The 21,987-nt window shown below is 35.3% G+C and carries 16 protein-coding genes, 2 tRNA genes and 1 pseudogene; 9 read left to right on the plus strand and 10 right to left on the minus strand.

What is annotated here, in order from left to right:
- Positions 1-318: 318 nt before the first annotated feature.
- Entirely contained in the window at positions 319-825 is a 507-nt protein-coding gene (gene tpx / locus RHOW815_RS00005; RefSeq protein ID WP_215216336.1) for a thiol peroxidase, read from the plus strand.
- Between the two features lie 2 nt (positions 826-827).
- Here tpx and RHOW815_RS00010 read toward each other — a convergent pair whose 3' ends face one another.
- The 5 genes from RHOW815_RS00010 to RHOW815_RS00030 form a co-directional block, all read right to left on the minus strand.
- A complete protein-coding gene (locus RHOW815_RS00010) occupies positions 828-2,483 on the minus strand; it encodes an NAD-dependent malic enzyme (protein ID WP_215216337.1) in 1,656 nt (551 codons plus the stop codon).
- 1 nt (position 2,484) lies between these two features.
- Positions 2,485-3,723: an Npt1/Npt2 family nucleotide transporter gene (locus tag RHOW815_RS00015; RefSeq protein WP_215216338.1), complete on the minus strand. Its 1,239-nt coding sequence runs from the start codon at positions 3,721-3,723 to the stop codon at positions 2,485-2,487.
- The gene (locus RHOW815_RS00020) at positions 3,716-4,981 is read right to left on the minus strand and encodes an Npt1/Npt2 family nucleotide transporter (protein WP_215216339.1); all 1,266 of its coding nucleotides are present in this window, start codon (positions 4,979-4,981) and stop codon (positions 3,716-3,718) included. The genes RHOW815_RS00015 and RHOW815_RS00020 overlap by 8 nt, the downstream gene beginning before the upstream one ends.
- A complete protein-coding gene (locus tag RHOW815_RS00025; protein ID WP_215216340.1) occupies positions 4,974-6,239 on the minus strand; it encodes an Npt1/Npt2 family nucleotide transporter in 1,266 nt (421 codons plus the stop codon). The genes RHOW815_RS00020 and RHOW815_RS00025 overlap by 8 nt, the downstream gene beginning before the upstream one ends.
- A 108-nt stretch (positions 6,240-6,347) precedes the next feature.
- A complete protein-coding gene (locus tag RHOW815_RS00030; protein WP_215216341.1) occupies positions 6,348-7,364 on the minus strand; it encodes a guanosine monophosphate reductase in 1,017 nt (338 codons plus the stop codon).
- A 24-nt stretch (positions 7,365-7,388) separates the two neighbouring features.
- Between RHOW815_RS00030 and RHOW815_RS00035 the strand changes: the two genes are divergently transcribed.
- The 4 genes and pseudogenes from RHOW815_RS00035 to RHOW815_RS00050 all read left to right on the plus strand — a co-directional run.
- Positions 7,389-8,201 (plus strand): glycosyltransferase family 2 protein, encoded by an 813-nt coding sequence (locus RHOW815_RS00035; RefSeq protein WP_251368188.1) that lies wholly within the window; start codon positions 7,389-7,391, stop codon positions 8,199-8,201.
- Between the two features lie 112 nt (positions 8,202-8,313).
- Positions 8,314-9,759, plus strand: coding sequence for an AAA family ATPase (locus tag RHOW815_RS00040; protein ID WP_215216342.1), 1,446 nt, complete (start codon positions 8,314-8,316; stop codon positions 9,757-9,759).
- 775 nt (positions 9,760-10,534) lie between these two features.
- Positions 10,535-12,214, plus strand: coding sequence for a peptide ABC transporter substrate-binding protein (locus RHOW815_RS00045; RefSeq protein WP_215216343.1), 1,680 nt, complete (start codon positions 10,535-10,537; stop codon positions 12,212-12,214).
- A gap of 209 nt (positions 12,215-12,423) precedes the next feature.
- Positions 12,424-12,887 (plus strand): annotated as a pseudogene (locus RHOW815_RS00050) (transposase); the annotation flags it as partial.
- Positions 12,888-13,014: 127 nt separating this feature from the next.
- On the opposite strand, the gene RHOW815_RS00055 reads toward RHOW815_RS00050, so the two are convergent.
- The 4 genes from RHOW815_RS00055 to leuS all read right to left on the minus strand — a co-directional run bounded on the left by RHOW815_RS00055 (position 13,015) and on the right by leuS (position 16,975).
- Positions 13,015-13,088, minus strand: a tRNA-Met gene (locus RHOW815_RS00055).
- Positions 13,089-13,097: 9 nt separating this feature from the next.
- Positions 13,098-13,171, minus strand: a tRNA-Met gene (locus RHOW815_RS00060).
- Positions 13,172-13,188: 17 nt separating this feature from the next.
- A complete protein-coding gene (locus RHOW815_RS00065) occupies positions 13,189-14,418 on the minus strand; it encodes a 3-deoxy-D-manno-octulosonic acid transferase (protein WP_215216344.1) in 1,230 nt (409 codons plus the stop codon).
- Positions 14,419-14,440: 22 nt separating this feature from the next.
- Positions 14,441-16,975: a leucine--tRNA ligase gene (gene leuS / locus RHOW815_RS00070; protein WP_215216345.1), complete on the minus strand. Its 2,535-nt coding sequence runs from the start codon at positions 16,973-16,975 to the stop codon at positions 14,441-14,443.
- 190 nt (positions 16,976-17,165) lie between these two features.
- Between leuS and RHOW815_RS00075 the strand changes: the two genes are divergently transcribed.
- Genes RHOW815_RS00075 through recF form a run of 4 tightly spaced genes read left to right on the plus strand, consistent with a single transcriptional unit; the run spans position 17,166 to position 21,228 of the window.
- Positions 17,166-18,542, plus strand: a complete 1,377-nt coding sequence (locus RHOW815_RS00075) for a hypothetical protein (protein WP_215216346.1) — start codon at positions 17,166-17,168, stop codon at positions 18,540-18,542.
- Between the two features lie 5 nt (positions 18,543-18,547).
- Positions 18,548-19,015, plus strand: coding sequence for an SsrA-binding protein SmpB (gene smpB, locus RHOW815_RS00080; RefSeq protein ID WP_215216347.1), 468 nt, complete (start codon positions 18,548-18,550; stop codon positions 19,013-19,015).
- A gap of 49 nt (positions 19,016-19,064) precedes the next feature.
- Entirely contained in the window at positions 19,065-20,177 is a 1,113-nt protein-coding gene (gene dnaN / locus RHOW815_RS00085; protein ID WP_215216348.1) for a DNA polymerase III subunit beta, read from the plus strand.
- The gene (recF, locus tag RHOW815_RS00090) at positions 20,167-21,228 is read left to right on the plus strand and encodes a DNA replication/repair protein RecF (protein ID WP_215216349.1); all 1,062 of its coding nucleotides are present in this window, start codon (positions 20,167-20,169) and stop codon (positions 21,226-21,228) included. Before dnaN ends, recF begins: the two co-directional genes overlap by 11 nt.
- Positions 21,229-21,244: 16 nt before the next feature.
- On the opposite strand, the gene RHOW815_RS08930 is transcribed toward recF, so the two are convergent.
- A complete protein-coding gene (locus RHOW815_RS08930; protein ID WP_350339713.1) occupies positions 21,245-21,349 on the minus strand; it encodes a winged helix-turn-helix domain-containing protein in 105 nt (34 codons plus the stop codon).
- Positions 21,350-21,987: the final 638 nt, after the last annotated feature.

Raw genomic sequence — 21,987 nt, forward strand, 5'->3', positions numbered from 1 at the left:
TTTGATTGTTAAAAATCACAATAGAGATTCTTTCATCGCCTGCCTATTCTTTTTTTAATTCTTCTGTGCACTTCAAACTTGAAAAGACTGACAATTAAGATGACCTGCTCTTTCATTATTATTTTTAAATCTCCTTTTTTTCTTTATTTCTCAAAAGTTATATGACCAAAATTGGTTATAGTCAATTTTATTTAAATTTTTAACTCATTGTTGTGCGATTCTTGTAGTTCATTCTGAAGGAGAAAAAAGTGTATTAGCAAAAAAGGTTTTTGACTAAACTTAACAGTAAAAGTTTTTAATTTAAAAAAAGAGCCATTCATGGAAGTTACCTTTAAGGGATCCCCTATTCATATAAGTGGTTCATTGCCTAGATTAGGGATACAAGCACCAGATTTTGTTTTAATAGATAAGGATTTAAAAAAACGCTCCTTAAAGGATTATTCAGGTAAGCGTAAATTAATTTCTATAGTACCAAGTTTAGATACAGCTGTTTGCTCTTTATCTGCTAAAAAACTCAATCAAGTCATAAAAGCAAATCCCGAATCGGGAGTGGTTTTGAATATTTCTGCAGACTTGCCTTTTGCACAAAGCCGTTTTTGCCATGCAGAAGAAGTAGATACCATTGTTTGTCTTTCGATGATGGGGTCTAAAGATTTTGCTCAATCGTATGGAATTTTAATGCTAGATGGACCTCTTGCTAGCTTGTGTGCAAGAGCCATCGTTGTTCTAGATGAAAATGACACGGTTATTTATACGGAGCTTGTACCAGAAGTTACCCAGGAACCCAATTATACGGAAGCTTTAAAACACTTCTTAAAAAAATAAAACTATTCTTGTTTGAAGCTGTAAGTAGGATAGGAAGGAAACCAAATGGTTTGATCCACAAGTTTTTCTCTTATCTCTTTTGTCATGGGAGGGATTAATTCCTGATTTTCTGCTACAGCAATAACTGCTATAGCAATCTCACGACTCACCTCTCTTAAGAGCTTAAGAGGCGGGAATAGATCTGGGAAGAGGGAGTGTTTTGATAATACATAAGCTGCTTGAATAAACATTTCATCAGTGATCTTAGGAATCTTAGCTGCAATAGCCCCTAGACCGATGCCTGGAAAAATATAGACATTATTACATTGTGCAATGGTGTATTGTTTACTATCGTAATCCACATTCTCGAAGGGGCTACCCGTTGCGATAATAGCTCTGCCTTTAGTCCAGTGTAGAAGTTCTTCAGGTGTTGCTTCTGAGCGAGAATTTGGATTAGATAGGGGGAAAATAATCGGGTTCTCTACATATTTTCCCATTTCTGTTACAATCTCTTTTGTAAAGGCTTTTGCTTGAGCAGAAACTCCGATGAGAATGGTTGGTTTTACCTGTTTAATGACTTCTAACAAAGAAATAGGAAAAGAATTCAATTCCCATTTTCGTAGACTTTGATAATCACGAGCAAATTTTTTTTGCTCGCTATCTAGATTGGATAATTCTGTGTGGATTAACCCTTGTCTGTCTATCATATAAAAGTTTTCTTGTGCTCTTTGCTCACTACAACCCTCTTCTTGCATGGCTTTTACAATCAGATAAGAAATCCCAAGCCCAGCTGATCCAGCTCCAAATACCACGATTTTTTGTTCTGAGAGAAGAGATCCTTGAATAGCAGATAAAAGAGCTGATAGAGTAACGGCAGCTGTTCCCTGAATATCATCATTAAACGAGCAAAGTACACCTTGATATTTTTCCAATAAAGGTTTTGCGTGTGTTTTAGAAAAATCTTCCCATTGCAATAAAACCTTAGGAAATCGTTTTTTTAAAGCCCTAACAAATCGATCGATAAAATCGTAATACAAATCATCTGAAATTCTAGGATGGCGCCAACCTAAATAGAGAGGATCGTTTAAAAGGGTTTGATTATTGGTTCCTACATCTAAAAGAACAGGTAGAGTCCTTAAAGGATGAATACCTCCAAATAAGGTATATAAAGAAAGCTTTCCTTGAGGAATTGCCATACCTCCTACGCCTAAATCTCCTAGACCTAGAATGCGTTCTCCATCTGTTACAACAACAACATCTAGTTCTTTTTGAGAAAGATTTGCCATAATCTCTTCTATTTTATCCTGAAGCGCATAAGAGATATACATTCCACGGTGTTGGTAGTACAAACTGCTAAACTGCAGCGACACCTCCCCTATTGTTGGAGTATAGATAAAGGGCAGCATTTCAGAGATATGATTCAATACTAGTCGATAAAAGAGCACCTCATTGCGATCTTGCAAAGACGATAAGAACGTATATTTAGAGAGTTGATTTTTTTGAGCCAGGAAATTCTGATATCGACGAATTACTTGTTCTTCCAGAGTGGAAACATGAAAGGGCAGTAATCCATGTAGATGAAATACATCTCTTTCCTCTACAGTGAATGCTGTTCCTTTATTATATATGGAATGATTTAAAAGCTTTTCTGATCGTAGAGAGGTTTGTATTTCCTTCATTTTATACTTCCCATGATGCTATGCTAAGATCGGTTTCTTTCAAATGATACATAGCTACTGCTATCCAAATAGTAAAGATAAAAACAATGGTTGCATTCAAAACAGTTAGCATACTCGTGCTTAAAATAGCCTGTAAACTCAAGATAATTAAAGAAGCAAAGGCCTTAGCAAAACGGTAGAGAAAAACATCGATAAAAGCTTTTGCTCGAAATTTTTCATCCGAACTCAGAGGAATATATAACATTTCCTTAATGATGCTAAATAAGGAAAAATCAAAAGTTTTTAATATGACAAAAGTAAGAGTAATCATGCCAAAGGCAGGAAAAAGAAAACAAAAAACGCTCATGATGCCTAAAAGCATGGGGATACCCACATGAAGACGTTTGACTCCAAAAAACCGCACTAGAAAGTAGGTGCCTAAAAATTGCATGGTTGTAGTAAAGGTCTGACCCATTGTTTGAATGCGACCACTATATTGGGTTCTTAAGTCCTTTTTAGTAACAAGTCCTTCTAAAAAAGTATTAAATTGATAATCGACTAAAGTAGAGATTACCTGCATAAAAATAACCGCTAAAGAAACAAAGATCAATACGCGAGAACCCGCAATCAACTTAAGACCGTGTAATACGGTTTCTAGCCCTTGTTTTTTCTCTAAAGGAAAAGATTCCGTTTGTTTGCTTTGTTTTAACATCATTACATATAGAAAACTCAAAAAAACATAAAGAGGTAGTGTTATATACAAAAGAGACTCAGAGCCTATTTTTACAGCTAAAAAGCTAGGAAACAAGCTTCCTAATAAAGATCCTAATCCCCCTATTCCAAAAAAAAACCCATAGAGGTATTTAGCTCTCTCCATTGATATATTTACATGAATTAAAGACCAAAGCTGCTGGAAAATAAGCATGATGTAAGCATCTTTCCAGACATAGAGAAAAAAGCTTAAAAAGGAAATTTTATGCATCCAGATAGCACATGTGCAATTGATGATTATAACAGCAATTGCTAAGCTTAAGTAGGTTTTTAAACAACCAAGCTTGGGTAAATATTTATTGTATAAACCAACAAGAAGTAGATTTAAGGGAATAGAAAAAAGCCAAGCGTAAGGGAAGAAATTTACACCGTAATCGGTAAGGAACAAAGCATTGCTTACAGGACGAACAATCGCATAATCCATCGAGATAAAAAAACTGCACAACATAGCTGTTAAGATAAATAGATGTTCCTTGGATCTTTTAAGCATTTTTGTCTTTTAACTCTGAAGTTTGCATTTTTTTTAATAAATATATAGCAATAGCTACCCAGCTGATAAAAACACAAATGCTAATGGAGTGAAGAACAGGCAATAAATAGCTAGTTAAAACCATTTGTAAGCTCAAGATAATCAGAGAAGCAAATACTTTAGCAAAACGATAGAGAAAAACATCGATAAAGGCTTTTGCTCGAAATTTTTCATCCGAGCTCAGGGGAATATAGAGGGTTTCCTTAATGATGGTAAATAAAGAAAAATCGCAAGCTTTTAAAAGAATAAAAACAAGCGTGGTTATAGCAAAACCTGGAAAAAGAAAAGAGAGGATACTCATCAAGCCTAAAAGCATAGGGAATCCCATATGCAAACGTTTTACTCCCATCATTTGAATAAGAAAATACGTGCCGAAAAATTGCATACAGACGGAAATGCCAAGACCAATACCTAGCACTCGCCCTATATATTGAGTTCTTAAATCTTTACCAATAATTGTCTGTTCTAGATACGTACTAAATTGATAGTCGACTAAAGTAGCGCTAAGCTGCATAAAAAGAACACTTAAAGCAATAAAGATCAACGTTCTAGAATTTATGATTAATTTGACGCCATGTAAAAGCGCCTCTTTAGCACTCTTTTTCTCTTTTAGTAAAAGAGATTCCCCTGCATTGCTTTGTTTTAAAGTGAGTATAAAAGCAGCTGTTAAACACAAATAAAGCGGCAGCGTCATATATAGTAAAGACTCAGAGCCCACTTTTACTGCAAAAAAACCCGGCAATAAACTACCCAGTAAAGAACCTAATCCCCCTGCTCCTAAAAAAAAACCATAAAGGTACTTAGCGTGTTTTAAAGACACTGTCGAGTGAATGATAGACCACAATTGCTGAAACATCAGCATGATGTAAATCTCTTTCCAGATATAGAGAAAAAAGATTAGAAAAGAAAAGTGCTTGATCAACAAAGCACAGCTGTAGTTTATAGCTACAATGCTACCTGCTACTATCAAATAAATTCTCAAACAACCAAGCTTGGGTAAATATTTATTATAAATCCCAATAAGAAGTAGATTTAAAGGAACGGATATTATCCAAGCATAAGGGAAAAATTGCGTTCCATATTTTGTAATAAATAAAGAAGTACTTACAGGCCGAATGATAGAATAATCCGCTGAAATAAAAAACCCACACAACATGGCGCCTATAATAAAAAGATGTTCTGTTGCGGAAAACTTATTTTGTGTAAATAGATTAAGCATTTTCCCCTGCTTCTAACAAAGGAGTCATTTTTTTAAATAGATATACCGCAAAGACTATCCAAGTTACGTAGACGCTAATACTAATCCAATTGAGAACAGGCAATAGCAGAGTGGTTAAGATAAATTGTAGGCCTAAAATAATCAAGGATGCAAATATTTTAGCAAAGCGAAACAAAAAGACATCAATAAAGGCTTTTGCTCGAAACTTTTGGTCAGGGTTTAAGGGAATATATAGCATTTCCTTGATAATGCTAAATAAAGAGGAGTTATAGGATCTCAAGAGGATAACCGTAAAGGTAACTATCCCAAAACTAGGAAAAAGAAAGCAGAGAATGCTCATGATGCATAAAATAAAGGGAAGTGCGATGTGCAAGCGTTTTATACCGACTCTTTGCACAAGTAAATAGGTTCCAAAAAATTGCATAAATACCGTAAAGCTTAAACCAATGGCTTGCATTCGACCGGTATATTCTGTTCGCAGATCCTTAACCGTAATGAATTTCTCTAAAAAAGTATTAAATTGATAGTCGATTAAAGTAGCGCTAAGTTGCATAAAAAGAACACTTAAAGCAATGAAAACCAATATCCTAGAATTTAGAATGAGTTGAATCCCATGCATTAAGGCATCTTTAGCATCTTTTTTCTCTTTTAGTAGAAGAGATGCTCCTGCATTGCTTTGTTTTAAGGTGAGTATAAAAGCAGCTGTTAAACACAAATAAAGCGGCAGCGTCATATATAGTAAAGACTCAGAGCCCACTTTCATTGCAAAAAAACCCGGTAATAAACTACCAGATAGAGATCCTAATCCTCCCACGCCAAAAAAAATTCCATAGAGATATTTAGCCCGCTTTAATGACACAGTTGAATGGATTACAGACCATAACTGTTGAAACATCAGCATGATGTAAACATCTTTCCAGACATAGAGAAAAAAAGATAAAAAAGAATACTGCTTAATGAGCAAAGCACAACAATAGTTTATAGTTACAACACTGCTTGCTAGTATCAAATAGGTTTTTAGACATCCGAGTTTAGGTAAATATTTATTATATAATCCGACGAGTAGTAAATTTAAAGGGATGGATACCAGCCAAGCATAAGGGAAAAAACGGGTTCCATAAGTAGAAATAAACAAAGAATTACTTACAGGGTAAATAATGGAATAATCCGCTAAAATAAAAAATCCACAGAGCATAGCGCCCATAATGAACAGGCGCTCCGTTTTAGAAAACCGATTAAGGTCTTGCTTGAATTGCATATGTTTCGAAATATCTTAAATTTTAAGCCACTCAAGATAATATCAGGTAATGATTTAAAGCACAGAAGCTTTTTTATCAGTAAAAAAATCTTCCTAATTAAAAAAAATTTAAGAAAACCAGATAGGTCTAGGACAACTTTCTCCTAGATAATTAGCTGTGACTACCACGAACTCAGCTTTGCGCTGCAATTCTTTAATATTGCGGGCTCCTCCATAGGTTAGTCCGCTACGCAAGCCCCCTAAAAGAGAGTCTATTAACTCTTTAGCCGATCCGCTAACAGGGCCCCAAAAATCGATCCCTTCAGCAACTGTTTTATCCTTTAACCCTCCATAAAAGTCGGTTTGAAAATCAGCACTAGCCTGGCCTCTAAATTTAGCTTCTCTTCCATTGCTAGAGTCGCGCTTAGGAGCTGCGCTCTCTTCTGTCATGGCAAATAGTTTTCCAACCATAACAGTACTAGCACCTGCGGCTAAAGCAAGAACCAAATCCCGGCTATTGCGAATTCCTCCATCTGCGATTAAGGGAACACGAAGTTTTTCCGCTATTTTTGCACAATCGTAAATCGCTGTAAATTGAGGCACTCCAAAACCGGTTACCATACGAGTTGTACAAGCAGCTCCTGGACCAACACCTACTTTTACCGCATCAGCACCTGCATTAACCAGATCGTGATACGCCATAGCGGTACACACATTTCCTGCTATGACTTCTTTATCTGGATGGGTGCGTTTAAGCTCTTGAATAAAATAGAACATTCTATCGGAGTGACCATGTGCTACATCAATACATACACCAGCTGCTCCTAAATCAAGCAATTGTCTTGTTTGATCAATATTTTGAATCCCACACGAGATAAATATTTTGTCTGTATATTTTTCAACCCATTCTTTTTGTATTTTAAAACTTACAAAGCGATGAAAAATAGGTATAGAACCTTCTTGTAGTAAAATAGGAGCTAGGTCTTCCCCTATTGTTGTATCCATATTGGAACATAGGATAGGTTGTGACATTTTAAGTTTTTTAGTTAGCCATGTCTCTAAAGAAGGCTCTGTACGAGAAGGAACATTATTGAATTGCGGAACAAGAGCTATATCATCAAAAGTATATGCATTTTTTATAGACATGCTAAAAACCTTTTCTGTTAAAATTTGCTTTCACAAGAGAAAAACGGTAACATAGGAGCAACACTTAAATTTAGTAATTTTGATATGATTACAGTAATTATTCTTACAAAAAATTCTCAAGAAACCCTAGAAGACACGCTCTTCTCTGTGCGAGGCTTTCCTGAAATATTAGTCTATGATACAGGTTCAACCGATACAACATTAGATATAGCTAAACAATTTCCTAATGTCAAAATAATACAATCTGAATTTATCGGGTTTGGTCCTACCCGAAACAAAGCTGCTAAATCAGCCACTCACGATTGGATTCTGGCCTTAGATAGCGATGAAGTCCTCTCTTCTAAGCTATCTCAAGAAATTCTAAACATCTCTTTAGATTCCAACTTTATCTATCAAATAGATCGACATAATTTCTTTAATGGTAAGTGGATTAAAAGCTGTGGCGGCTGGTATCCAGATCCGATTATTCGCTTATACCACAGAAAAAAAACCCAGTTTACCGATTCTATGATTCATGAAAAAGTCTCTTCTCAAGGGATGCAAATCCATCCTCTCTTTTATCCCCTTTTTCATACACCTTATCGAAATATCCATGACTTTCTAAAAAAAATGCAAGTATACTCAGATCTTTTTGCTACTCAGAAAAAAGATTCTAAACCAGTCTCCTTAGCCAAAGCTATTTTTCATGGCTCTTTTGCTTTTTTCAAAAGTTACTTTTTAAAAAAAGGGCTAAAGCAAGGAGTAGAGGGTTTTATTATTTCAGCTTATAATGGACATACTGCCTTTTATAAGTATTTGAAATTACGAGAAGCGCAGAAAAACCAAGATATTCTTTAATTTTTTTCTTGGTTTTTTTGTCGTATTTTTAAATAACCTAGCGAAAAATGATTTAATTTATTGATTTTTCGCTTGTTTTCATGCTATAATCAGCGAAAAACAGGAATAAATAATGATTATAGGTCGAAAAAAAGAACTTGAAATACTCCAGGAGATTTATGAGTCAACGGAGCCTCAGTTCCTTGCTGTTTATGGAAGAAGAAGAATAGGCAAAACCTTTCTTATTAGTGAATTTTTTAAAAATAAAGGGATTTATTTTGAGATAACAGGAATGAAAGAAGGATCTAGAGCTGAGCAACTTTTTCAATTTGCCTACGAATTTTCCCGCCAGTTTAATCAAGGGAAACGGATTTCTTCTCCAGAAAATTGGGCACAAGCTTTGAATTTATTACATGAGGCTATTGAAGAAATAAAAGACAAAAAAATCATCCTTTTTTTTGATGAGGTCCCCTGGCTTGCTTCTCCTCGTTCTAAATTTTTAAATGCCTTAGAGCATTTTTGGAACCGTTATCTATCTAGAAAAAAAAATGTAGTTCTTATTATTTGTGGCTCTTCCGCATTCTGGATTATTAGAAATATTATAAACAACAAAGGAGGGTTATATGGCAGAGTGACAAGAAAAATGCGTCTGCTTCCCTTTTCTCTTTTAGAAACAGAAAAATATCTTAAATCCCGTCATATTGAACTAGAGAGAAAACAAATTATTGATATTTACATGGCAATGGGAGGAGTTCCGAAATATCTTTCCTATATAGCTAGAGGCAAATCTGCAGCTCAAATCATCAATGATGTGTGCTTTTCCCTAAATGGTGGGCTTTATAACGAATTTGACAATCTTTATAAGTCTCTTTTTGAGAACTATGAGCATCATATAGCTATCGTAAAAGTTCTTGCTAAGGCTATAGATGGACTCACAAAAAATGAACTTTTAAACAAAACAAAATTAACCTCAGGTGGAACCTCAAGCAGAGTTATTGAAGAGTTAATCGATGCGGGTTTTCTTATACATGTTCCTTCCTTTAAGAAAAAGAAAGCTGGAGGAATCTATCGGCTTATTGATGAATACTCTCTTTTTTACTTAACCTGGATTGTAGAAAACTCTAAGATTGGTCTGGAAAGTGTTGATTCAGAATTTTGGATAAAAAAACAAAGCACATCCAAGTGGAATGCATGGAGCGGATGTGCCTTTGAATCTCTTTGCTTAAAACACATTCAGAAAATAAAAAAAGCGCTTGGTATTTCGGGTATCAGTACCATTGAATCAGGATGGCACTATCTGCCTAAAAAATCGATTAATGAACAAGGGGCGCAAATAGATCTTGTTATAGATAGAGCAGATAAATGTATCAATTTATGTGAAATGAAATATAGCTCTTCGGAATTTACTATCGATAAATCTTATGAAGAAAAGTTGCAGAATAAAAAGAACGTTTTTAGAGAACAAACAGAGACTACTAAAACTCTATTTATGACTATGGTAACCACTTATGGTGTCAAAAAGAATGCACATTATCTTTCAGTGATTGATAATCAACTGACAATGGATGATCTTTTTTGAAGATGTGTTATGTTCTAATTTTTAATATATAGTGGTTCCGATTCAATCGTATAGAAAAATATAGGATTAACGAGAAGTTTCAAGTCGTTGACTTGAACCCCATTAAGCTAGCCGTTTGAATTGGCACTACTATATATGCCATAATTACTTCCAAGGGTTTTATGAAAACTATCATTATGCCTTACTGAAAAAAGTTCTCTAATTGCACACAAGGGGAATATAAATTCTCTTAATTCTTCATAAGCTCTCCGAGCCGATATTTCGCTTGCACAATAAAAGGCGTTTTTTAAGATCTTGGACAGCAAAGTTTAATGCGGGAGATAAGTCCAGGGTTCTCTGCGGAGTCTTTTTGAAGAAAACTAGTTTAGATTCTTCGCTCCATTATGCTATCCGAAATGAAATGGGCAAGACAATGTATACTACGGCTTCTAAGCGCCAACTCATTTGTCGTCTTTACCTATTTCTTCGGTTTTCTACTACAAAAAATTTTAGTCACTTTTCCTAGTGTGCAATTATGGCATGTATAGTATATAGCTAAGAGGAGCTCAAAATAATATTCACATCACAACTTCTAGCAATAAAAGTGTCTTAAATTTTTCTTTTGTTGTTGTAGAATATGCCATTTTATCAGAAAATACGTCTTTATAAAATTTATAATTGTTCTTTAAGGGTTTTTTACATGCTATGCAAGAAGTTGAACAGATTTTTAGCGTTTTTTTCTTGTATCATTAAAAAACTAAGGAAACCTTTTATCCAAAAAGCAACACTGGTTGTTGTGCTTGTTACTACATGTATATTTATTTGCAGCTCTTCAGCTCCGTTAAAAAATAATTTACCTATGCTCAATTTAAATATGATAACGTCTCCTAAAACATTTGATCCTCGTAAAGCCGGCGATGTTTATTCTTCGCAAATGATTTTCTTGTTGTTTGAAGGTCTTACTAAGCGCTATCCCGATGGATCCATTAAACTTGCCCAAGCTAAGTCGTATAAGGTCTCAGATGATAAGCTTACCTATACATTTATGTTAGGAGACAACTATTGGTCTAACGGTAAGCCCGTTACTGCTTATGATTTTGAACAGTCGTGGAAAGACATTCTTAATCCAAAGTTTCCCTCAACAGGGGACTACCAATTTGCTCCCATTAAAAACGCAAAAAAAGCCAGGAAAGGACTTGTTCCCTTAAATGAGGTAGGTATTAAAGCAATTGATGAAAAAATCCTTGTAATTACGCTGGAACACCCGACTCCTTACCTTCTTAAGGTGCTTTCACAACCCTGCTTTTATCCTATAAGTATTGAGCAAGACCAAAAGAACCCTAACTGGGTATGCCAAACAGGCGCTCAATTCGTGTGCAATGGACCTTTCATATTGGAAAGCTTTAAGCAAGGCGATCAAATCGTTTTAACTAGCAATCCATACTATCGAAAAATAAAAGATAAACATCCACCAAAAATTACATTCAATATTGTCGAAAACAATCACGTAACATTAGAAATGTTTAAACAAGGAACAGTTGATATGATTGGAGACTCTTTAACGAATATTCCTTTAGAGGAGATATCTGAGCTAGAAAAAACATGGACCTTTAACTTAGAAGCACAACCTTTTTCTGTATTTATTAATCTCAATACAACTAAACGGCCTTTTAATAATGTTAAGATTCGAAGAGCTTTTGCTTTGGCAATTAATCGCCAAGAATTAATTGAAATATTAGGAAAAGGATGTAAAAAAAATATCAAAACGGATTCAATCACTCCTGCTTACAAAGCCGGCTTATGTGCAACAAATCTAGTTGCACCTTGCTTAAAAGAAAATCGATGTACCGAGTTTTTCAAAGATAACGATGTAATCCAAGCTAATATTTTGCTCAATGAAGGAATGGCTGAGCTAGGTATTACCAAAGAGGCTTTTAAATCACTGACTTTTTTTTATTATCCCAGAATTTATGCAAATGAGATAGTGCAAGTCATTCAACAGCAGTGGGCAAAAGCGTTTGGAATCTTTATTAAGCTAGAAAAGCTAGATTTTAGCATTGTTTTAGATAAGTTAAATAACTATGACTATTCAATGTGTTTTTTTTGTTGGCTTGCCTTCTATGACGACCCTATGAATGTGCTTGAAAGATTTAAGTATAAAAACTATACAATGAATCATCCTAGATGGGAACATCCAAAGTTTATCGAGTTACTTGATCGCTCTAACTATGAGGAAGGAGATAAGCGCTTATTAACTCTAGAGCAAGCCGAAAAAGTACTGATCGACGATATGCCAGTTATTCCCTTATATCACAGATATTATGTATATCTCATAAATCCAGAGCTAGAATTTAATGTCTCTCTATGGGGAGATAGATTACTATTCCCCTTTACTCCAGAACAAAAACAAACCAAAAAAGAGAACAAACATTCTCATATAAAGCAAAAATCTAAAAATCCGTCAGTAAAAAAGTAAAAAAAAGGATGGGATTTTAATACGTAAAAAACCCTAAGACTTACATCTCAGACGGTACCCTAAATTTTTTCTAGATAAATGAATACACTTGCTCCCGTGTGCTACTGGCAATGCCTATAGCATTACCGCTAGTATCAAGTAAGTACTTATGAGCTACTTCAATGGCTCCATATTCATTAATGTAATTTGCAATACACCTAGGTAGTATGCCCTTTTCTTTATCTTTGAGTACATACTCTTTTGGCTCATCTTCCCATAGGAGAGAATATAGAACCTATTTTGTTGCAGCATCCTACATATTTCAGAAAGTGCTTGCTATCGGAATATCCGTTGGATAGAAGATATGCTGATTTAAGCACCCTGACTTTGCACTAAAAACCAAAGATATTTTTATTCAGGAAAAAAGAAAAGGCATACGTTAAAAAATCAGGTGATAGTAGACAAAAAGAGCCAGAAGGTTATTTGCACTGCATTTAGTAATAGTAAGCGTCATGACTTTCGATTATTTAAAGAATTTAAAACGAAAATCCATCCAAAGACCAAGGTAATTAATGAAAATGTAATCGGGATGCTTAAGCGTTTTAAAATCATAGCAGATCGATATAGAAATCGACGGAAATGCTTTTGCCTAAGATTTAATCTTATAGAAGGAATCTATAATTGGAAGCTTTAAAATTCAGGTTATGCAAGAGGTCTAATGAGATGAAAAAGAAAGTAGTTCTCATTTGTATAAAAATGCAAACGAGTATACAACTAAGAGAAGCATAGATTTGAATACACATCAATAAATAAACGATAATTAGCGGCAGTCGGGCTCGAACCAACGACCTACGGATTATGATTCCGCCGCTCTAACCAGCTGAGCTATGCCGCTGAAAGAAAATAGCGGGGGAAGGACTCGAACCTCCGGCCTTTGGGTTATGAGCCCAACGAGCTAACCAACTGCTCCACCCCGCGATAAAGAAAGCATGAGTTTAACGCGCTTGCGCTTTTAGCTCAATAACATTTTGCAAAAGGTCGATAGTTTTTTTAGTTGCTCCTTGCATGGAAGGGCTACTTTGAGAAATAGATAAAGGAAAAGACAGTAGTTTGGAGATTGTTTCAACTAGACTATCTAAGGTGATCTCCAGTCCAATATGAGCGGCTAAGATTTGTTGCTGTAAATCTTTTTGTGTATGCATGTGTGGTCCAAAAAGCACAGGCGTTCCAACCGATACGGGCTCAAAAATATTATGCCCTCCAACATGGGAAACAAAGCTTCCCCCTACAATAGCAAGATCGACTATTTGATATAACTTGGTAAGCTGTCCCATTTGATCAATTAAAATTACCTGTTCTTCTCCAGTGATTTGGGAAGAATTGGATGAAAGAGCGTAAGAGTAGTTCTTTTTTTGTAGTAGAGAACTTACGTTTTGAAAACGCTCAGGGTGACGAGGGGCTATAAGCACTTTTAAATTGGGAAATAACTGCCAAAGTAGGTCTAGTTTTTCAAGCAACCACTTCTCTTCTGGATCATGTGTTGAAGCTATCATGATTGTGTTGTTAGCTAATTTAAACCGTTCTTTTAAGTTTTGTTTTTGAGAAGAAGATAAAAGATCTGGCTTAACATCCCACTTGAGATTACCTGTTATGTGGATTTTATGAGAGCTAATAAGATGAGAAAACCTCTCAAAATACGTGTTGTTTTGTACCAGAAAAAGATCAAATAAAGAAAATAGCTTCTGTGTAAAATAAGGAGAAAACTGAAACCTTTTATAAGAGCGCTCTGATATTTTTCCATTCACCAATACAACTTTTCCTCCTATTTTTTTTACATAGTAAACCAGATGAAACCAAAAATCACTTTCTACTAAGAAGAGAGCGCTGGGTGATATTTGTTTTACTAAGCGGCACATAATCAATGAAAAATCCAAGGGAAGAAAAAAGTGAGCTTTTGCTTGAGGTAAGCTTTTTTTAGCTTCCATGTGCCCTGTACGAGTGGTATTAGAAATCACAATTTGTGCAGAGGGAAAAGTTTGTTGCAGTTGAGCTACTAGAGGAATAGCAGCTTTTGTCTCACCTGCTGATACAGCGTGAATCCAAATTACAGGTGCAGAAGAGAGTTGTAAATTAGGAAATTTTAATCCCAATCTATATAAAATAGTTCCCTTGTATTTACTCCAAGAGAGAAGGAACTTAGGTAGGGCAAATAGTCCTAGTAACATAAGACAGGTATTATAAAAAAAACTAAACATCGCACACAAGGTTAATCAGTTTATTAGGAACAAAAATTACTTTAGTAATCGGTTTAAGTAAATATTTTATGATCTGCGGTTGTTTTTGTAAAAAAGATAGCAGTTCTTCTTTGGTTTGTTCTTTAGGCAAAGACCATTTTCCTCTTACCTTACCGTTTATTTGCACTACATATAAGACTGTTTCATCTATTAAATAGTTTGGATCGAAAATAGGAAATGGCTGATAGGTTAAGCTTTTTGTTTCACCTAAATACTCCCACAGCTCTTCTGCGATATGAGGAGCAAAAGGATACAATACTTGAATAGCCATTTTTAGCGCTTGCTTAGGATAAGAAGCAAGGGGTGAAAAAGCATTGATAAATTCCATCATTTTAGCAATAGCTGTATTGAACTGCATAGCTTCTATCTCTTTTTCAACCTGATAGACCAAACGGTGGGATAACTTCAATCCTTCAGCTGTATCTTCATCGCAAATTTTGTCTGAAGTAACCAAGTCATAAAAGCGATTTAAAAAGCGATAACATCCATTTACAGCATCGCTGTTCCAGAGTTTTTCTTTATCAAATGGGCCCATAAACATCTCATAAAGACGAAGGGAATCAGCTCCATATTCACAAATAATGTGATCCGGTGTTACCCCATTGAGTTTTGATTTGGACATCTTTTCTATTTGAGTGTGTAGCGGTTCTTTAGTACCTAGTTTGAAAAAGATGCCATTTTCTTCGCAGACCCCCTCTGGTGCTACATAGACACCTTGATTTATCTGGTAAGATCTAGCTGAAACAAGACCTTGATTGCGCAGGGTTTGAAAAGGCTCAAGAGTGCTGGCAAGGCCACAGTCATAAAATACCTTATGCCAAAAACGTGCATACAAAAGATGAAGCACTGCGTGCTCTATTCCTCCTACATACAAATCCACCGGCATCCAGTATTTTTCTGCTTCCTCACTCCACGGTTTATCTGGATTATGAGGATCGCAAAAACGTAAATAATACCAACAAGACCCCGCCCACTGTGGCATGGTATTGGTTTCTCTTTGAGCTATTTGATGTGTTTTAGAGTCTGTAATGTGCACCCATTTTTTAACTTTAGAAAGAGGGCTCTCTCCAGTAGGAGCTGGCTTAAAATCTTTTAATTCAGGAGGGCATAAAGGCAGTTCATCTAAATCTAGAACTCGCCTAGTACCATCGGAGAAGTGAAGAATGGGAAAAGGCTCCCCCCAATAACGTTGGCGGGAAAATAACCAATCGCGCAATTTATAATTAACGGTTTTCTCTCCTTTTCCTTGGCTTTCTAACCAATGAATTACTGCTTGCTTTGCTTGCTTCAAATCTAAACCATTTAAATTTAAAGAACCTAAAGAACTATTAATATATGTTCCCTCTTCTGTCCAACAAAGTTTGCCAGATTGTATATCTAGATCGGTTTCATTAGGAATGATAACAGCAATAATGGGTAGATGAAAGATTTTAGCAAAAGCAAAATCTCTTTCATCATGGGCAGGAACCGCCATGACAGCCCCTGTTCCATATCCCATCAACACATAATCTGAAATCCAAATAGGAATATCTTGATCTGTAATGGGATGTTTAGCATGTGCACCTGTCCATACACCTGTTTTCTCTTTGTTAAGCTCTGTCCTTTCCAAATCGCTTTTCCCGGAAATCTCTTTGCAATATCTTTGAACTTGTTTGCGATAAGGCGCTGTTGTAATTGATGAAACAAGCGGATGCTCTGGAGATAGTACCAAATAAGTCACACCAAATAACGTATCAGGACGAGTAGTAAATACGGTGATTGTTTGTTTTGTTTGTGTTTCTTCAAAGTGGATTTTAGCGCCTTCAATACGGCCAATCCAATTTATTTGTAACTTTTTTAAGTGATCTGGCCAATCTACTAATTCTAGATCTTTAAGCAAACGATCTGCATAAGAGGTAATTTTAAGCATCCATTGGCGCAAAGGACGTCTCTCAATCGGATATCCTCCTTCTTTAGCCTTACCATTTTCGACTTCTTCATTAGCTAAAACAGTTCCTAAGGCCGGACAGAAATTAACTAAAACTTCTGCTTCATAAGCAAGCCCTTTATTGTATAGCTTAGTAAAAAGCCATTGTGTCCATTTATAATACTTAGGGTCACTTGTTGTAATTTCTCTATTCCAATCGTAACTAAATCCCAGTTTTTTAAGCTGCCGTCTGTAGGTATTGATATTATTTTGCGTAGTGCTTGCTGGATGGGTTCCTGTGCGAATGGCATATTGCTCTGCGGGCAAACCAAAGCTATCCCATCCCATAGGATGCAGTACATTAAACCCTTTTTGTCTTTTATAGCGCGCAATTGTATCTGTTGCTGTATATCCTGTTACATGACCTACGTGTAGTCCTGAACCAGAAGGATAGGGAAACATATCTAAGATATAATATTTAAGCTTGCTCGTATCTATTTCGACCTGAAATAGCTGTTTTTCTTCCCAAATTTTTTGCCATTTTGCTTCAATTGCTTGATGGTCATAGTTCTTCTTTGTCATAGTCCTGCCCAAATAATTTAACACACAAGCTTAACGCGAACCCTTATCTTTTGTCTAGTCTTTGGGCTTTTATACATAAGTTGTTTATTTTAAGTTTATTAAATATTAATATCCTTCCTTGCTACAAATCAAACAATCTAGTACTATCTTTGTTGTCTTTCCAAGACTTATATAATAGGTTCTAAGAAGCATGCTAGAAATTAGTTTGATAAAAAAAAATAAAATTTGCTTGGAGGATTACAACTACAAGCAAGATATTGAAAACAGATTGTTGATCTCTCAACTATCTGCACTTGATCTAGAACTTTTACAAGAAATTTTATACAGCCCTTTAAAAATCGCTTTTCAAGATCTAAGCAAAGCTTTGAACTATGAGGAAAAAGAATTAATTCCCAGCGTAAAAAAGTTTATTAAAAGTGGACTGCTTTCGTTAAATGGCTCTGCAATTACCGTTGATAAAGAAAAGCGTAAGTATTTTGCAGCTAGAATAACAGCATTTGATCCTGACTTTAAACCTGGTATGGAATTCTTAAAAGGGTTATTGAAAAAAGTTCCTATTCACACTCTTCCTGTTTGGTATAACATCTCTCGAACCTCTGATCGTATTTTTGACTCTATTGTGGAAAAATATTTATTAACACCCCAGACATTTCAACGCCATTTATCAGCTCTACAGTTTCCTGATCCTATTATGGAAGACATACTAAAAGATCTTCTAGATGCTCCTGAATACTTGCTGTATGTAAGTGATTTGATGGTTAAATACTCTTTTTCTCTGGAACAATTTCAAACAATTGCACTATTGCTAGAGTTTCACTTCGTATGTTGTTTAACCTATAAAAAGATGGATTCTAAATGGGTGGAAGTAATTACGTTTTTTCAAGAATGGAAAGATTATTTACTCTTTTTACGTAAAACACAACCTACTACGCTTTGTGCAAACTCTGTTAAAAGAGAAAGCACAAGAGCTTTCTGTTTTCTTGAAGATATCACTTTTCTTTTATCTTTAGCAAAAAAACAACCCTTTTTCTATAGAGATACAATTGAGCTGGCTAATTGTTTGCACCTAAACCCAACAAATAAAAGACATATAAACTATTTTGAACGTTTACTAAAAAAAATAGAGTTATTGAACTTAGCTTCTGTTAAGAATAAAAGCCTTTCTTTGTTAGACAAAGCAAATGAATGGTTTGGCTTAACTAATCCCCAAAAATCCTTATTGTTGTATCGCCATTCTTATGCGCCAGAAGTGATCGGCTCATTTAACGAGCGCGCCTTAAGAGATATCGAAAAAAGTGTTTTAAGAGTAGCTTGTTCCGAATGGGTTTTATTTGAAGATTTTCTTAAAGGTATGACTACTGCTTTAAGCGAAGAATCTAGTGTTATCTTAAAAAAACAAGGCAAAAACTGGAAATATACGCTTCCTTTTTACAACTCTAGAGAGCTTATTTTGATTGAAGCAATTATTTTAGAATGGTTATCTGAATTAGGAATTGTAGAATTAGGTAGTTATCAAAATCATCGTTGTTTTCGCGTAACAGAATATGGAAAAGATTTTCTTGGATAAAAGATATGTCAAAACATAAAGAATCAGAACTTGTTTCTAATAGACGCGCTTTTTATGACTATGAAATCATAGAAACATTTGAAGCTGGTATTATTTTATCCGGCACAGAAGTAAAATCTTTGCGCAATCATGGAGGCAGTTTAAGCGATGCGTATATCTTAATATCTCAACAAGGAAAAGTTCTTTTAAAAAATGCTTCCATTGCTCCCTATCGCTTTGGAAATATCTTTAACCATGAAGATAAAAGAGATCGATTTTTGCTTTTACACAAAAGAGAAATCATAAGATTAAAAAACCTCTCTCAAGAAAAAGGATTTACCCTAATTCCTCTTTCCATGTATCTAAAAAATGGATTTATAAAAGTTAAAGTTGCCTGTGCAAAAGGTAAAAAGAATTATGACAAGAGACAAGCGCTAAAAGAAAAAGAACATACAAAAACAATTCAACAAGCAATGCGCAATCGCATAGACTGATTTTCCCTTTTTGATTATGCTGATATCTTAAGTTAAGGAGAAGTATATCATGAAAGTCGTCATCACACGAATAGAGCTTGTCAATCTAGTTGGTAAGATTCAAAACATAGTTCCTGTAAAACCAACCATTCCTATTTTATCTAATATTTTGATAGAGGCTATCGATGACCAGCTCATCTTAAGTGTAACAGATCTTACTGTAAGTGTACGAATCTATGTAGAAGCCAAAGTTTTAGAAGAAGGAGCTATTACACTTCCTGCTAAGAGGTTTTTTCAATTAATTCGTGAGTTAACCGCTATACAAGTAGAAATTCACGCTCCTTCCTCAGAAATAGCTCTAGTAAATGCTGGCACCTCTCGTTTTAAAATCCAAGGAATGCATAAAGATGAATTTCCTAAATTTCCCAATCTATCAGAAGGAATACAGCTGAACCTATCCTCCTCTCAACTAAGTTACCTATTGTCACGCACCTCTTTTGCAGCAGCTCGTGATGACAGCAAACACGCCCTTAATGGAATCTTATTGCAAAGCTTAGAGAATACCATTGTATTTATTGGAACGGACGGAAAACGCCTAGCAAAAAATAATATAGAAATAGATAATATCCCTACTGACTCAAGTTCTTATATTATTCCTTTAAAAGCTGTTGAAGAAATGATTCGCCTGCTTGATAGCAAAGAGGACGATCCTGTTACCTTAACTCTTATGCCAGATAAAATTGCTGTTGAGTTTAAATCAGTTACCTTGATTACCAAACTTCTCTCAGGTCAATATCCAGATGTGAGTCGTGTTATTCCTGAACAAATCGCCAATCCCATTGCTTTAAATCGCGATGAGTTAATGTCTTTACTAAGACAGGTTTCTTTATTTACCTCAGAAAATAGCAATTCTGTGCGTTTTACTTTTACAACGGGGGAATTACACTTATCTGCTATGAGTGGATCTATTGGTGAAGGCAAAGTGCATATGCCTGTCAATTATGGAGGAGAGAAACTGGAGGTAGCTTTTAACCCTAACTATTTTCTAGATATGCTGCGGCATAGCAAAGATGAATCTGTACATTTTAGCATTAGTGATCCCTATAACCCAGGACTGATTACTGACTCCACTTCTGCCCAGTTTGTTATTATGCCTATGCGCTTAGAAGTGAATGTATCTTAAACACCTTATTCTACGTAATTTTCGCAATCATAAGGAAACAGATTTTCATTTTTCTGCTTTGGTTAATCTGATTTATGGAAATAACGGCCAGGGAAAAACAAGTGTTTTAGAAGCCATTTACTTTTTAAGCACTGGCCGTTCTTTTAGAACTCATAACTTAAGCGATCTTATCAGAGAAGGTCAGCAGTACTTTTATCTCGAGGCTCATTTTATTAAGGATGAACTTCCGCAAAAATTACAAATCTACTATGATGAAACTACCAAACGCATCCAGTACAATCACACAAACTACCCAAAACTAGCAAATATCATTGGAATCCTGCCTTCTATTTTATCACACCCCAATGACCTTGCTTTAATCATTGGAATGCCTAATGAAAGAAGACGTTTTTTAGATATTTATCTCTCGCAAGCAGATCCTTTATACCTACACCACTTGAGTAGGTATTACAAAGCCATGAAACAACGTAACTACGCCTTGCGCAGCCAAGAAATACAAACCCTGTCTGCATGGGAACACATTATGCTCCCCTCAGCCCTGTATCTTATAGATAAAAGAGCAGAACTGAGTTCTTACTTATTAGACCCGGCTGCTGAATGGCTGTCTTTACTCTCTAACAAAAAAGATCTTTTAGATATTCATTACCAATCCTCTCTTACAAAAAAAGATTCCTCTCTTTTACTTAAATGGGAAAAAAATCGACACAAAGACATGCTTTTAAAAGCAACTACTCTAGGACCTCACCGAGACGATCTTCTTTTTTTACTATCTGGTAAACAAGCCAAAAATTTCTCTAGCGAAGGACAGAAACGCTCTTTAATCTACGCTTTGAAGCTCGCCCAATGGAATTGGATGCAAAAAAAAATAGGCTACTCTCCCCTCTTATGTATCGATGACTTTGGAATGCAACTAGACCCTAAAAGACAAGAAAATCTCATCTTCTGTTTTACTCGATTTAAACAGGTATTTATTTGCTCTGCAAATGTGCTTAAAAGCAAACTTCCAGATACCACCCGCTCTTTTTGGATGGAACGAGGGGCGATTCTATAAAAAAATTGCCTTTTTCCTAACGCATTATCAACTCAAGTTTGCCTGGTACTTTGATCGGATTCTTATACACAAACCCTTTCCTTTTCAACCAATCTGTCATGTCAGACTCTGTATATTTTATTTGCTATTATGTCTTTTTTGAACTTTGCATCCAAGCCAATAGAAAGGCTCCTAGGAGTTGGTCTTAAGGCCAAAGATATTACCGATCATGCGCTAGGCTGTGCTCTCGATAATATTGCAGAAGAAAGTCATTAGATCTTTTGCATAACCAATAAACAATCTAAAATTCTAAAGGATTTTAGTCCATGAGATCAGGGCTTACGCATGAAGAATTTCCTTTGCACCTACCAGATCTAATAAATAATCTTTACGACATGATGCATAGATGTGCTGATAATATAATGCATCATAATAGATGAAGAATGAATGAATCCTTCCATTTTATACTCCTTATGAAAAAGGAGCCAGAATCATTTTTTATCTCTCAATTATCAAGAAAAATCTTCATGCGTTGGCCCTGTCCATGAGATATGATTGTTTGAGCGATATAGCTAAAAATGCTTTTGTTAAGATAAGAATCTATAAATGAAAGCTTTAAAATAGGGGTTATGCAAGAGATCTATTAACATCTTGTTTTTCTGACAAGCATTTCCAAATATTTTCTCTGCTCTTTAGATAACTTTTGCATAAAAGCTTTATCCATTGCTTCTGAACTATTTTATAGGAAAATTGTAATTTTTACAGACTACAACTACGAGA

It is taken from the genome of Candidatus Rhabdochlamydia sp. W815, assembly GCF_018642185.1.
GTDB lineage: Bacteria > Chlamydiota > Chlamydiia > Chlamydiales > Rhabdochlamydiaceae > Rhabdochlamydia > Rhabdochlamydia oedothoracis.

Excerpts from the sequence above, each read along its gene's own strand:
- recF (WP_215216349.1), top strand. The coding sequence starts at position 20,167 with ATGTATCTTAAACACCTTATTCTACGTAATTTTCGCAATCATAAGGAA.
- smpB (WP_215216347.1), top strand. The coding sequence starts at position 18,548 with ATGTCAAAACATAAAGAATCAGAACTTGTTTCTAATAGACGCGCTTTT.
- RHOW815_RS00040 (WP_215216342.1), top strand. The coding sequence starts at position 8,314 with ATGATTATAGGTCGAAAAAAAGAACTTGAAATACTCCAGGAGATTTAT.
- RHOW815_RS00030 (WP_215216341.1), bottom strand. The coding sequence starts at position 7,364 with ATGTCTATAAAAAATGCATATACTTTTGATGATATAGCTCTTGTTCCG.
- RHOW815_RS00020 (WP_215216339.1), bottom strand. The coding sequence starts at position 4,981 with ATGCTTAATCTATTTACACAAAATAAGTTTTCCGCAACAGAACATCTT.
- RHOW815_RS00075 (WP_215216346.1), top strand. The coding sequence starts at position 17,166 with ATGCTAGAAATTAGTTTGATAAAAAAAAATAAAATTTGCTTGGAGGAT.
- tpx (WP_215216336.1), top strand. The coding sequence starts at position 319 with ATGGAAGTTACCTTTAAGGGATCCCCTATTCATATAAGTGGTTCATTG.
- leuS (WP_215216345.1), bottom strand. The coding sequence starts at position 16,975 with ATGACAAAGAAGAACTATGACCATCAAGCAATTGAAGCAAAATGGCAA.
- RHOW815_RS00015 (WP_215216338.1), bottom strand. The coding sequence starts at position 3,723 with ATGCTTAAAAGATCCAAGGAACATCTATTTATCTTAACAGCTATGTTG.
- dnaN (WP_215216348.1), top strand. The coding sequence starts at position 19,065 with ATGAAAGTCGTCATCACACGAATAGAGCTTGTCAATCTAGTTGGTAAG.
- RHOW815_RS00025 (WP_215216340.1), bottom strand. The coding sequence starts at position 6,239 with ATGCAATTCAAGCAAGACCTTAATCGGTTTTCTAAAACGGAGCGCCTG.
- RHOW815_RS00010 (WP_215216337.1), bottom strand. The coding sequence starts at position 2,483 with ATGAAGGAAATACAAACCTCTCTACGATCAGAAAAGCTTTTAAATCAT.
- RHOW815_RS00065 (WP_215216344.1), bottom strand. The coding sequence starts at position 14,418 with ATGTTACTAGGACTATTTGCCCTACCTAAGTTCCTTCTCTCTTGGAGT.